This window comes from Tepidamorphus sp. 3E244, assembly GCF_046159835.1.
In the GTDB taxonomy this organism is placed as follows: domain Bacteria; phylum Pseudomonadota; class Alphaproteobacteria; order Rhizobiales; family Tepidamorphaceae; genus JACKJK01.
In genome coordinates this window covers 151,176-164,531 of record NZ_JBJXCY010000002.1, presented here as the reverse complement: position 1 = coordinate 164,531, position 13,356 = coordinate 151,176, and the positions used below count along the sequence as shown (strand labels likewise).

Genomic DNA, 13,356 nt, shown 5'->3' with positions numbered 1-13,356 from the left:
CACGTTGAATGGCAGATGACGTCGACGACGCCGAGAAAACCGAGGACCCATCGGAGCGAAAGCTCTTGGAGGCACGCCGCAAGGGTGATGTCCCCAAGAGCCAGGAAGTCTCCACGTGGTTCGTTCTCGTTGCCTCCGCCATGGCGCTGTTCATCTTCGGCGGCAATGCCGCGCAGGATCTCGCCCTCTACCTGAAGGGCATCTTCCAGCACGCCGACAAGATCTCGGTGGACGGCATGGGCGTGCGCGCGCTCGGCAGCGACATCGCGCTGTCCGTCGTCTCCGCGGTGGCGATCCCGATGCTGCTGCTGATCATTGCGGCGATTGCCGGAAACGCCATCCAGCACGGTTTCCTGCTGACGGCGGAGACCATCAAGCCGAAGCTTCAGAAGATTTCGCCCATTGCCGGCTTCAAGCGGCTTTTCTCCTCCCAGAGCCTCGTCAACTTCGTGAAGGGCATTGCCAAGATTTCCATCGTCGGACTGGTGATGGTCGCGGTGATCTGGCCCGAAAGCGGGCGCTTCGACACGCTGGTCGCAGCGGGCATCCCGGCGATTCTCGAAACGGCGTCCATGCTCGGGCTGAAGCTGATGCTGGCGACGATCGCCGTCATGACGCTGGTTGCCGCAGCCGACTTCGCCTACCAGCAGCACACCTACTTCAAGAAGCAGCGCATGACGCAGAAGGAGGTGAAGGACGAGTACAAGCAGGCCGAAGGCGACCCGATGGTCAAGGCGAAGCTGCGCCAGATCCGGTCTGAGAAGTCACGCCAGCGCATGATGTCCAACGTGCCGGACGCAACTGTCGTCATCACCAACCCCACGCACTACGCGGTGGCACTGAAATACGAGGACGGGATGCCGGCGCCGGTCTGCGTCGCGAAGGGCGTGGATGCGGTGGCGCTGCGCATCCGCACGCTGGCGCGCGACTGCGACGTGCCCATCGTGGAAAACCCGCCGCTTGCGCGTGCGCTGCATGCCAGCGTCGACATCGACCAGCCGATCGACCCGGATCACTACAAGGCCGTGGCGCAGGTTGTCAGCTTCGTGCTGCGCCAGAAGCGCCGCCGCGCGTGGCGCGCCTGAGCGGCGAGGGCAGGCGCAAAAAGCGCCGTTGCGCTAGTCAAAGCACGCGCGCGCATGTGGTAGACAAGAGACACAGGCAGAATCGCTTCGCGGAGAAGGGCTAGAAGGCCATGGCGGACATTGCGCAGCTCGATGGGGACGGCGGGCTTTCCGGCGGCAAGCAGGGCGGTGGCTCGCGCAACAGCATCGGCTGGGTGCTGCTGCTGGCCGGTGCCCTCATGGCGGTTGCCGTGTCGGTTGCGTTTCTCGACCGCGAAACCGCGCGGCCGGTGATCCTCGGCCTGCTCGCGATCCTTGCCGTTGCCGGCGTGTTCCTGCTGTTTGCGCTGGCCGTCGGCATGATCCGCCCGGTTTCGGGCGCAGCTGGCGCGGGTGCCGCCTCCAACGTCGCCGAAAGCGTGCCGGAGGGCATCCTCGTCAGCGACCGTGACGGGCGCATCCTGCAGGCAAACGCTGCCTATCGCAGCCTGACCGGCGCGGAGGGCCTTGCCGACGTGAAGACCGTGGAGCGGTTCTTTGCGGGCGAACGCGACATCTCCGAACAGATCTACCGCCTGAGCCAGGCCGCGGCCGAAGGACGCCCGCACCAGGAAGACCTGCGCATCGAGCGCCGTGTGCTCGAGGACGAGGAGCCCGACACCGTCTGGTACCGTGTGCGCGTTCAGCCGCTGGTGGAGTCCGGTTCGCCGAGCGGGTCCAAGCGCGTGTGGCAGGTCTCCGACATCACCCGCGACCGGGAACGGCAGGAAAACGCCTTCGTCGAACTGCAGGGCGCGATCGACTATCTCGACCACGCGCCGGCGGGCTTCCTGTCGATCGATGGCAGCGGCAACATCGTCTATATCAACGCGACGCTGGCTGCATGGCTGGGGCGCGACCTTGGCGATTTCGAGCGCGGGACCGTGCCGCTGGCGCAGCTCGTCTCCGGTGACGGGGCCGCCCTCATCAACCACCTTGCGCCCGCACCGGGGGAAGTGCGCACTGAGACCTTCGACCTCGACCTGCTGCGCCGCAACGGCAAATCATTGCCCGTGCGGCTCGTGCACAAGGTCGCCTACCAGCCGGACGGCACGGCGATCCCCTCGCGCACGCTCGTGCTCAACCGCTCCGCGACCGGGGACGAGGCCGACCCGCTGCGCGCGGTGGAAGTGCGCTTTGCGCGCTTCTTCAACTCCTCGCCGTTCTCCATCGCGACCATCGACGCGGAAGGCCGCACCCAGCGCACCAATGCGCCGTTCGCGCAGACCTTCGGTGCACTGCTGGCCAATGCCTCTGAAGGCGCCGGACCGCGCGGGGCCTCGATCTACGACACGGTGGCGGAAGCCGACCAGGCAGCGCTTCGCGAGCACGTGGAGCGGGCGGTTGGCGGCGTCTCCGACTTCGAGCCGGTGGACGTTCAGCTTGCGGGCCAAGACAAGCGCAAGGCGCGTTTCTTCGTGACGCCGGTGGGGGATGCGGAAGGCGACGGCGAGTCGGCTATTGTCTACGCACTCGACATCACAGAGCAGAAGGCGCTGGAAGAGCAGTTCGCCCAGAGCCAGAAGATGCAGGCGGTCGGCCAGCTTGCCGGTGGCATCGCGCACGATTTCAACAACGTGCTCACCGCCATCATCGGCTTTTCCGACCTGCTGCTGGCCAGCCATTCCACCACCGACCCGTCCTTCAACGACATCAAGTCGATCAAGGAGAACGCGCAGCGCGCGGCAGGCCTCGTGCGCCAGCTTCTCGCCTTCTCGCGCCGCCAGACCCTGCGTCCGCAGGTGCTGCGCCTCAACGACGCGATCTCGGAGCTTGCTGTTCTCCTGCGCCGCCTGATCGGTGCGAAGGTCAAGCTGGAGCTCGGGCGCGGGCGTGACCTGTGGCCGGTGAAGGCGGACCTGACACAGCTCGAACAGGTCATCATCAATCTCGCGGTGAACGCGCGCGACGCAATGCCCGACGGCGGTGAGCTCGTCATCAACACGCGCAATGTCCCGGCAGAGGATACGGCAGACTTCAACCACGCCCTGCTGCCGGAAGGCGATTACGTGCTGACGGAAGTGCACGACACCGGAACCGGCATTCCGCGCGACATCATGGACAAGATATTCGATCCGTTCTTCTCGACGAAGGAAGTAGGCAAGGGGACAGGGCTTGGACTTTCGACCGTATACGGCATCGTGAAGCAGACGGGCGGCTTCATCTTCTGCGACTCGGAAGTGGGCGCAGGCACCACGTTCCGCATCTTCCTGCCGCGCTGCGAGGCGAGCGACGCCGGCTCCGCGGGCCAAGTGGCGAAGGCGGAAATCAAGGACCTCACCGGTCAGGGTGCAATCCTCATCGTGGAGGATGAAGACGCCGTGCGTGCCTTCGCCGCGCGCGCGCTGTCGGCTGCCGGATACACGGTGGTGGAGGCCGCGACCGGCCTTGAGGCCCTCGACCGGATGGCGGAAATGGGCGGCAAGGTGGACCTCGTACTCTCCGACGTGGTGATGCCGGAAATGGACGGTCCGACAATGCTGCGCGAGATGCGCAAGACCAACAAGGAACTGAAGATCATCTTCGTCTCGGGCTACGCGGACGACGCCTTCAAGCGCAATCTCGACGAGAACGAGACATTCCACTTCCTGCCCAAGCCCTTCAACCTGAAGACCCTCGCGGAGACCGTGAAAACGGTGATGTCGCAGGACTAGAGCGCTTCATCTCCGAGAAGCGTGTTCTCTACTTGTTCTACTAGAACATTTCGTGTACATACCTGTCAGGCGCTTCCGTGGCGCCGGGCAAAAGGTCTGGTCCGCAAGAGTGATCTGCTCTTGGCGCGAATGTGGTAGAGAAGGGACGAATCTGATGGCGCAATCAACGCTTCGCCTCGTGGAAGGTGGCTCTATGGACAAGACCAAGGCTCTGGAAGCCGCACTCGGCCAGATCGAACGGCAGTTCGGCAAGGGCTCGATCATGAGGCTCGGCAAGGACGGGCAGGTGGTGGAGGTCCAGTCGATCCCCACCGGCTCGCTCGGTCTCGACCTTGCACTGGGCATCGGCGGTATTCCTCGCGGACGCATCATCGAGATTTACGGGCCGGAATCCTCAGGCAAGACGACGCTTGCGCTACACTGCGTGGCCGAAGCGCAGAAGCGCGGCGGCATCTGCGCCTTCGTCGATGCCGAGCATGCGCTTGATGCCGTCTATGCCCGCAAGCTTGGTGTGCAGGTCGATGACTTGCTGATCTCCCAGCCCGATACCGGCGAACAGTCGCTTGAAATAGCCGACACGCTGGTGCGTTCCGGGGCCATCGACATGGTGGTCATCGATTCGGTGGCAGCGCTCACCCCGCGTGCGGAACTGGAAGGCGAGATGGGCGACCAGCTCCCCGGTCTCCAGGCACGCCTGATGAGCCAGGCACTGCGCAAGCTCACCGGCTCCATCAACAAGTCCAAGTGCATCGTCATCTTCATCAACCAGATCCGCATGAAGATCGGCGTCATGTATGGCAGCCCGGAAACGACGACCGGCGGCAACGCGCTGAAGTTCTACGCGTCCGTGCGCCTCGACATTCGCCGCATCGGCGCGATCAAGGACCGCGACGAGGTTGTCGGCAACCACACCCGCGTGAAGGTCGTGAAGAACAAGGTGGCTCCGCCGTTCCGCGAGGTCGAGTTCGACATCATGTATGGTGAAGGCATCTCGCGTCTTGGCGAGCTGATCGACCTTGGCGTGAAGGGTGGCATCGTCGAGAAGTCCGGCGCGTGGTTCTCCTATGACAGCCAGCGGCTCGGACAGGGTCGCGAGAACGCCAAGAACTTCCTGCGCGAGAACCCGGAAGTTGCCGAGGAGATCGAGCGCAAGGTTCGCCAGGGCGCTGGTCTGATAGCCGACAAGATGCTGGGCGAAGATCCCGGCGAGGACGACGACGCTGCCGAGGCATAAGGCAACGAAGCGAGCGGAGAGACAGGGTCATGGAGCAGCGGCTTTCTCTTGTCACGCTGGGCGTCGGTGATCTTCAACGATCCGCGAATTTCTACGAACAGGGACTCGGATGGCAGCGCCATCCGGGTCCTGATGGCGTTGTCTTCTTCCAGTTGGCGGGCATGATCCTCGCACTGTGGCCGCGCACCGAACTTGCCGCTGATGCAGGCATCGAAGATGGCGCCGTATCCGCGTCCGGCTTCGGTGGCGTGGCGCTCGCTCACAATTGCCGGTCACGCGCCGAGGTCGATGCCGTGCTGGCCGAGGCCGGGCATTTCGGGGCTGCGATTCTCAAGCCTGCGAAAGAAACTTTCTGGGGTGGGTATTCCGGCTATTTCGGCGATCCGGACGGTCATGTGTGGGAGGTCGCCCACAACCCGTTCTGGACCATCGCGGACGATGGTCGCGTTACCATGCCGGATGCCTCAGCGGGTACCTGATCTGCGTCGTGCGGAACCGCGGCAAGGCCAGAGGTTCATTCGGACTTTCACTGCGATGGACACAGTCTTTGCCGCTGGCTAAATAGGACGCACATCCTTCGATCCATTCGCGGATGCCCGGCTGATCCCACAGTTGCGGCAACGTGAGCGCGGGGCCGCGCAACCCTCGCCAGACAAAGAAACAGTTCCGATCATGACCGGCGTCAACGAGATCCGCTCGACCTTCCTCGACTACTTTGCAAAGAACGGCCACGAGATCGTTTCCTCCAGTCCGCTGGTGCCGCGCAACGATCCGACGCTGATGTTCGTCAATGCGGGCATGGTGCAGTTCAAGAACGTCTTCACCGGCGTCGAAACGCGCTCCTACAACCGGGCCGTCACATCCCAGAAGTGCGTTCGGGCCGGCGGCAAGCACAACGACCTCGACAATGTCGGCTATACCGCGCGCCACCACACCTTCTTCGAGATGCTCGGCAACTTCTCGTTCGGCGACTACTTCAAGGACGTTGCGATCGAGCTTGCCTGGAACCTCATCACCAAGGAGTTCGGGCTAACGGAAGAAAAGCTGCTGGTGACGGTCTATTCCGAGGATGACCAGGCCTTCGACCTGTGGAAGAAGATCGCGGGGCTTTCCGACAGCAAGATCATCCGCATCCCGACGTCCGACAATTTCTGGGCGATGGGTGACACTGGCCCGTGCGGCCCGTGCTCGGAAATCTTCTTTGACCATGGCGACCACATACCCGGTGGGCCTCCCGGATCGCCGGACGAGGATGGCGACCGCTTCATCGAGATCTGGAACCTCGTCTTCATGCAGTTCGAGCAGATGACGAAGGACGAGCGCGTCGCGCTTCCGCGTCCCTCCATCGACACCGGCATGGGGCTGGAGCGCATCTCTGCCGTGCTGCAGGGGACGCACGACAACTACGAGATCGACATGATGCGGCACCTGATCGCTGCATCCGTTCAGGAAACCGGCGTGCCGGCGGAAGGTGCGGCCAAGCCGAGCCACCGCGTCATCGCCGACCACCTGCGCGCGACTTCGTTCCTGATTGCAGACGGCGTGTTGCCGTCCAACGAGGGGCGTGGCTACGTGCTGCGACGGATCATGCGCCGCGCCATGCGCCATGCCGAGTTGCTTGGCGTGACCGAGCCACTGATGTGGAAGCTTGTGCCCGCGCTCATCAAGGAGATGGGGCAGGCCTACCCGGAACTGGTACGGGCCGACGCACTCATCACCGAGACGCTGAAACTCGAGGAAAGCCGTTTCCGCAAGACGCTCGCGCGGGGCATCGGCCTGCTCAACGAAGAAACCGAAAGCATGGGCGAGGGTGCCGAACTTTCCGGCGAGGTCGCCTTCAAGCTTTACGACACGTACGGCTTTCCGCTCGACCTGACGCAGGACGCCCTGCGCCAGCGCGGCATCGGCGTCGATCTGACCGGCTTCAATGCCGCGATGGAGCGCCAGCGCGCCGAAGCGCGCAAGGCCTGGTCCGGCTCGGGCGAGGCGGTCACTGAAACCGTCTGGTTCGGCGTGCGCGACAAGGTCGGTGCGACCGACTTTCTCGGCTACGAGACCGAAAGTGCCGAAGGCGTCGTCACCGCGCTGCTGCGCGACGGACAGCCTGTCGACATGCTCAACGAAGGCGATGAAGGCATCGTCATCCTCAACCAGACGCCGTTCTACGGCGAGTCCGGTGGCCAGGTTGGCGACCGCGGGTTGATGACCGGCGAGGGCAAGCGCTTCGTCGTCTCCGAGACCCAGAAGAAGCTCGGCGACGTGTTCGTCCATGTCGGGATGCTGCAGAAGGGATCGCTCAAGGTCGGCGATGCGCTGGAGCTTTCGGTCGATGATGGTCGGCGCATGCAGGTGCGCTGCAATCATTCCGCGACGCACCTCATCCACGAGGCGTTGCGCGAGGTGGTCGGCACACACGTGGCGCAGAAGGGTTCGCTGGTTGCGCCGGACAGGCTTCGCTTCGACTTCAGCCACCCCAAGGCGCTGAATGAGAACGAACTGACCGATGTCGAGGATCGTGCGAACTCCGTCGTGCTGCAGAACGATGCGGTGAGCACCCGCCTTATGAGCGTGGACGAGGCCATCGAGGCTGGGGCCATGGCGCTGTTCGGCGAAAAGTATGGCGACGAGGTTCGCGTGGTCACCATGGGCAAGTCGCTCGAGGGGACCTCCGACAAGCCGTATTCGATGGAACTTTGCGGCGGCACCCACGTCGCGCGCACCGGGGATATCGGCCTCATCGCCATCGTGAACGAAGGCGCTGTGGCAGCCGGCGTGCGTCGTGTCGAGGCGCTGACCGGCGATGCGGCGCGCCACTACCTTGCCGAGCAGGATCGCCGCGTGCGCGGGATCGCGTCGCGGCTAAAGGTCGGCACTGCCGATATCGAGGACCGCATCACGGCGCTCGTCGACGAACGCCGCAAGCTGGAGCGCGAACTGGCCGAGGCCAAGCGCCAACTCGCGCTGGGCGGCGGCGCTGCCGGCGGGCAGGAGACACCGAGCGAGACTGTCGCCGGCGTCACCTTTGTCGGGCGCACGCTGAGCGGCGTCGACGGCAAGCAGCTCAAGAGCATAGTCGACGAGATGAAGCAGCAGGCAGGCTCCGGCGTTGTCTGCGTCGTCAGCGCCAACGAGGAAGGCCGCGCGGCCATCGTCGTCGGCGTCACCGATGACCTGACGGGCAAGTTCAATGCCGTCGATCTCGTGCGCGCTGGCTCCGAGGCGCTGGGTGGCAAGGGCGGCGGCGGACGTCCCGACATGGCGCAGGCCGGCGGGCCGGACGGTGCGAAAGCCGATGCAGCCATCGACGCGGTTCGCTCCGCAATGACGGCCAGCTAGACCGCGACCAGGCCCTCCTGCGCGACGCGATGCACACAGGCGCTTCGCAGGCGCACATTCGTCTTGCGAAGCGCCGTCTGGCGTGCAGACTCGGTTGAACGCGCTGTTTTCGCGGCGCGAAGCTGAAGATCCGCGAGCAAAAGGGGCATCTTCACGTGGAATTCCACGGGGACTGGATCCACGACGTCATGATCTTCCTGGTTGCCAGCGGCATCGTCGTGCCGCTGTTCCAGCGCGCAAGGCTGGGGCTGGCAATCGGCTTCCTGCTGGCCGGCATCATCGTCGGCCCATACGGTCTCGGCCGTCTCGCCGACGCCTATCCGTTCCTGGATTACGCGACATTCGCCGACCCGGAAGAAGTCACCGGCATTGCCGAACTCGGCATCGTCTTTCTGCTGTTCATGCTGGGTCTGGAGACGTCCTTCGACAAGCTGTGGACGCTGCGCAAGTACGTTCTCGGTGCCGGCAGCCTGCAGGTTGTCGTCAGCGCACTTCTTATCGGCGGGGTCGCCGCGCTGTTCGCCAATTCGGCAGATGTGAGCGTGGTCGTCGGCCTGGCTTTCGCGCTGTCGTCCACCGCGATCGTCATGCAGCTTCTCTACGAGAGCCACAGGGTCGCGACGCCCGTCGGGCGCATGGCGCTCGCCATCCTCTTGATGCAGGACCTGATGGTCATCCCGATCCTGTTCGTGGTCGGGCTGCTCGGGGCCGGGATCACGGGCAATCCGGGCATCGCACTGCTTGAGGCGCTGGGGCTGGCCGCGGTGACGGTCGCCGTCATCATGGTCGCCGGGCGCTACGCGCTTCGTCCCTTGCTGCGCATGACCGCACAGACCGGGTCTCGCGACCTGTTCGTTGCTTTCGTGCTGCTCATCATGGGCGCGATTGCGCTGCTGACGAGCGCCGCCGGCCTGTCGCTGGCGCTGGGCGCCTTTCTCGCCGGGCTGCTGCTGTCGGAAAGCGAGTACCGCCACCAGATCGAGGTGGACATCGAGCCGTTCCGCGGGTTGCTGCTCGGCCTGTTCTTCATGACGGTCGGCATGGGCATCGACCCGCTGGCGGTGGTCGACAATATCTTCTGGCTGCTCGCCTCTGCCGCCGGGTTGATCGTGCTGAAGGCGGCTGTCCTGTTTGCGATCTTCACCGTGTTCCGGGTCGAGCGGCCGACCGCGGTAGAGACTGCGCTGCTGCTGGGGCAGGCGGGCGAATTCGTGTTCGTGGTGCTGCAACTTGGCCGCTCCGGCGGCGTGGTGGACGCCGGCACGGCGCAGTTCTTCATCCTGGTGGCAAGCCTGTCGATGCTGGTGACGCCGCTGCTGGCGCGCTTCGCCAGCCGCGCGGGCGCGTGGGTGCGCTCTGAACCGAAGGTTCCCGACGACATGCGCGCCGACCACGCAGACCTTGAAGGCCATGTCATCATCGGAGGGTTCGGGCGCGTCGGGCGGATCGTGGCGCGCATTCTAGAGATGGAAAACGTGCCCTACGTCGCGCTCGACCGGGATTCCGGCGCCGTGCAGGTCGGCCGGCGCGAGGGGCACAACCTCTATTTCGGCGATGCCAGCCGCAGCGACATCCTCAAGCGGGTGAGCTGCGAAAACGCGCGCGCCTTCATCGTGACGCTGGATGAACCCAAGGCCGCCGAGCGCATGGTTGCCAACGCGCGGCGGCTCGCGCCGGGCGCCATGGTCTTCGCGCGCGCAAAGGACATCGAGCACGCGCGCCGACTGGACGCCATCGGTGTCGACTGGGTGGTTCCGGAAGCGGTCGAGGGCAGCTTGCGGCTGGCCGACAAGCTGATGGAAGGGCTTGGCTACCCGCACGAGGCGGCCATGAAGCTCATCGACACGGTGCGGGAAGACGAAGAACGGCTGCACTGAGGTTCAGTGCAGCCGCCCTCGTGTTCGTGCAGGGGATTTCAGACGCGAATGCGCGTCAGCCCATCGCCTTCTGCAGGTTGCGGTCGATGGCGTCGAGGAAGCCTTCCGTCGACAGCCAAGCCTGATCCGGGCCGACGAGCAGCGCCAGATCCTTTGTCATCTCGCCACCCTCGATGGTGTCGATGACCGTCTTTTCCAGCGTCGCGGCGAAGCGCTTCAGCTCGGCGTTGTCGTCCAGCTTGGCGCGGTGGGCGAGGCCACGCGACCAGGCGAAGATCGAGGCGGTGGAGTTTGTCGAGGTCTGCTCGCCCTTCTGCCACTGGCGATAGTGGCGGGTGACGGTGCCGTGGGCCGCTTCCGCTTCCACCGTCTTTCCATCGGGCGTCATCAGCACCGAGGTCATCAGGCCGAGCGAGCCGAAGCCCTGCGCGACCGTGTCGGACTGCACGTCGCCGTCGTAGTTCTTGCAGGCCCAGACGTAGCCGCCGGACCACTTCATCGATGCGGCCACCATGTCGTCGATCAGGCGGTGCTCGTAGCCGATGTCGGCGGACTTGAACCGATCGGCGAACTCGTTCTCGAAGACCTCCATGAACAGGTCCTTGAAGCGGCCGTCATAGGCCTTGAGGATCGTGTTCTTGGTGGAGAGGTAGACCCAGTAGCCGCGCTGCAGGCCGTAGTTCATGCAGGCGCGGGCGAAGTCGCGGATCGAGTCGTCGAGGTTGTACATCGACATGGCGACGCCGGAAGACGGGAAGTCGAAGACCTCGCGCTCGATGACGTCGCCGTTCTCGCCTTCCCAGCGAACCGTCATCTTGCCCTTGCCGGGCACGAGGAAATCGGTCGCGCGGTACTGGTCACCGAACGCGTGACGGCCGATGACGATGGGCTTGGTCCAGCCGGGGACGAGGCGCGGCACGTTTTCGCAGATGATCGGCTCACGGAAGACCACGCCGCCGAGAATGTTGCGGATGGTGCCGTTGGGGCTGCGCCACATCTGCTTGAGGCCGAATTCCTCGACGCGGTCTTCGTCCGGAGTGATGGTCGCGCACTTCACGCCGACGCCGTGCTTCTTTATGGCTTCGGCTGCGTCGATGGTGATCTGGTCGTCGGTCGCGTCACGCGATTCCATGCCGAGATCGTAGTACTCGAGATCGATGTCGAGATAAGGATGGATCAGTTTGTCCTTGATAAGCTGCCAGATGATACGGGTCATCTCGTCGCCGTCGAGTTCGACGACCGGGTTGGCGACCTTGATCTTCGACATGTCTAGCCCCTTGTGTTGCGGTGCAAATTGCTGGCAGCGCTATAGCAAGGGCAGGGGAGCAGGGCAATTCAGACGGAAGTGGCAGAGGCCCGGCGATGAAGTTTCCGGTTCTCGTGCAGGCCGAGCGCTGGTGGCGGCGCGTGCGCGGGCAGTGGTTCGAACGTCACTACCTGCCGCGGATCATGAAGCGCACCTCGTTCTGGAGTGATGTCGGCGCCGAGAATGACCTCGTCATCCGCACGTTCGCCGACCATCGCATCGTCTTCCACCCGGCGGACGCCTTCATCGGACATGAAATTCTGGTGCGCGGTCATTGGCAGCGTCCGGTGACCGAGCGTGCCATCTCTCTGCTTGATGAGCGGGGTTTGCTGAAATCGGGCGGCGTGTTTGTCGATGTGGGCGCGAATATCGGGACGCAATCGATCTATGCCTGGCTGACCGGGAAATTCGGCCGGATCGTCGCGGTCGAGCCGTCTCCGGCAGAGTTCGAAATGCTGCAGCTCAACATGCAACTGAATGGTCTTTCTGAAGTCTCGCGCTGCCACCCGATTGCAGCCGATGCGAAGGCCGGACCCGTCACGCTCCGCCTCAACAGCGTCAATCGCGGCGACAACCGACTGGTCGAAGACGCAGCGGACGGCGTGCCTGTGCAGGCCCGCCCGCTGGACGATGTGCTGGCCGAAGACGGCATCGCGCCGGACGACGTGTCGCTGGTCTGGATCGACGTGCAGGGGCACGAGCCGCAGGCCGTTGCCGGCATGGCGCGGACCATCGCGTCAGGCTTGCCGATGGTGATCGAGTTCAATCGGGAATGGTATGGCGAGGAGCGGACCACCGCGTTCATTTCTGCTCTTGAAATGACTCACGACGGGTTTATCGACCTGCGCAAAGAGACAGGCGCTGTCCAGCCGCTCCGCGACCTTGCGTCGGTGCAGGGCGAATCTGACGTGCTCGTGTTCCGGAAATAGCTGTCGCGAACAAAGCCGGTCAGCCCTGTGGCGGCATCTCCTCGAAAGCCTGTACGCCTTCGGGGATGGTGTCCCACTTGCGCAGGCGCTTGGCATAGACTGCAGCCTGCGGAACGATGCCGTCGGATTCATCCAGAATTCCGAGCGTCACCCCGACAAGGCCGGGCAGGTTTCCGATGCGGCCGATGACGCGGCCGCCGCATGTCGGGCAGAAGGAGCGGGTCATCGACCCGCCGGAATCCCCGGCCACGGTGAATTCGCTCAGCTCGCCCGTCACCGACACGCTGTCCTGCGGGAAGAACGCGAAGGTGAGGTGTCCGGCGCCGCTGGATTTTTGACAATCCAGACAATGACAATGTGCCGCGAAGGCCGGCTCGGCGTCCGCAGTTATCTTGACCGCGCCGCACTGGCAGCTTCCATTATACGTCATGACTTCGCCTCCTTTTGTCGCTTGTATTATGCAAGTTACCGCACTCGCGCTAACTTTCAAATCGAAAGTGTCCGAACCGGCTGCCCCATGATCGATCACCGCTCTGCATGTCCCGTTTCCTGCGCCCTCGACATCATCGGGGACAAGTGGACGCTGGTCGTGCTGCGCTCGATCATGACGGGAAAGCATCGCTACTCGGACCTGCTGGCCATGCCCGAAGGCATTTCGACCAACATCCTCGCGGACCGGTTGCAGCTGCTGGAGAGGGAAGGGCTCGTCAGCCGGCATTCCTATCAGGTGCGTCCGCCGCGCTACGAGTACCGCCTGACGCGCAAGGGCGCGGACTTGTTACCGGTGGTGCAGGCGATGATGGACTGGTCCTACCGGCACATTTCCGGCTGCATCGATCTGCCCACGGTCTACCGCGCAGCGAAGCCCGAAGAACTCTATCCCGAAGCGGAGGAGTGACTTCCGCCGCCGCCGGATT

At 64.1% G+C, this 13,356-nt stretch carries 10 protein-coding genes; 8 read left to right on the top strand and 2 right to left on the bottom strand.

Going from position 1 to position 13,356, the window contains the following annotated elements; translation table 11 throughout:
- Window positions 1-8: 8 nt before the first annotated feature.
- From flhB to ACKTEK_RS09585, 6 genes are all read left to right on the top strand, one after another.
- Window positions 9-1,085: a flagellar biosynthesis protein FlhB gene (flhB, locus tag ACKTEK_RS09610; RefSeq protein ID WP_409165070.1), complete on the top strand. Its 1,077-nt coding sequence runs from the start codon at window positions 9-11 to the stop codon at window positions 1,083-1,085.
- Between the two features lie 110 nt (window positions 1,086-1,195).
- The gene (gene cckA / locus ACKTEK_RS09605) at window positions 1,196-3,757 is read left to right on the top strand and encodes a cell cycle histidine kinase CckA (RefSeq protein WP_409165069.1); all 2,562 of its coding nucleotides are present in this window, start codon (window positions 1,196-1,198) and stop codon (window positions 3,755-3,757) included.
- 154 nt (window positions 3,758-3,911) lie between these two features.
- Window positions 3,912-4,991, top strand: a complete 1,080-nt coding sequence (gene recA, locus ACKTEK_RS09600) for a recombinase RecA (RefSeq protein WP_409165068.1) — start codon at window positions 3,912-3,914, stop codon at window positions 4,989-4,991.
- Between the two features lie 29 nt (window positions 4,992-5,020).
- Window positions 5,021-5,470, top strand: a complete 450-nt coding sequence (locus ACKTEK_RS09595; protein ID WP_409165067.1) for a VOC family protein — start codon at window positions 5,021-5,023, stop codon at window positions 5,468-5,470.
- Window positions 5,471-5,663: 193 nt separating this feature from the next.
- Complete coding sequence (gene alaS / locus ACKTEK_RS09590) at window positions 5,664-8,327, top strand: alanine--tRNA ligase (RefSeq protein WP_409165066.1); 2,664 nt, start codon at window positions 5,664-5,666, stop codon at window positions 8,325-8,327.
- Window positions 8,328-8,482: 155 nt separating this feature from the next.
- Complete coding sequence (locus ACKTEK_RS09585; RefSeq protein WP_409165065.1) at window positions 8,483-10,204, top strand: cation:proton antiporter; 1,722 nt, start codon at window positions 8,483-8,485, stop codon at window positions 10,202-10,204.
- Window positions 10,205-10,259: 55 nt separating this feature from the next.
- Here the strand turns inward: ACKTEK_RS09585 and ACKTEK_RS09580 are convergent, their stop codons facing one another.
- On the bottom strand, window positions 10,260-11,471 hold the full coding sequence (locus ACKTEK_RS09580; protein ID WP_409165064.1) for an NADP-dependent isocitrate dehydrogenase: 1,212 nt from the start codon (window positions 11,469-11,471) through the stop codon (window positions 10,260-10,262).
- 113 nt (window positions 11,472-11,584) lie between these two features.
- On the opposite strand from ACKTEK_RS09580, the gene ACKTEK_RS09575 reads away from it, so the two are divergent.
- Entirely contained in the window at window positions 11,585-12,439 is an 855-nt protein-coding gene (locus tag ACKTEK_RS09575; RefSeq protein WP_409165063.1) for an FkbM family methyltransferase, read from the top strand.
- Between the two features lie 19 nt (window positions 12,440-12,458).
- On the opposite strand, the gene ACKTEK_RS09570 is transcribed toward ACKTEK_RS09575, so the two are convergent.
- Window positions 12,459-12,869 carry a GFA family protein gene (locus ACKTEK_RS09570; protein WP_409165062.1) on the bottom strand — a complete coding sequence of 137 codons (411 nt, stop codon included), beginning with the start codon at window positions 12,867-12,869 and terminating at the stop codon, window positions 12,459-12,461.
- An 87-nt stretch (window positions 12,870-12,956) separates the two neighbouring features.
- On the opposite strand from ACKTEK_RS09570, the gene ACKTEK_RS09565 reads away from it, so the two are divergent.
- A complete protein-coding gene (locus ACKTEK_RS09565; RefSeq protein WP_409165061.1) occupies window positions 12,957-13,337 on the top strand; it encodes a winged helix-turn-helix transcriptional regulator in 381 nt (126 codons plus the stop codon).
- The last annotated feature ends 19 nt before the right edge of the window (window positions 13,338-13,356 follow it).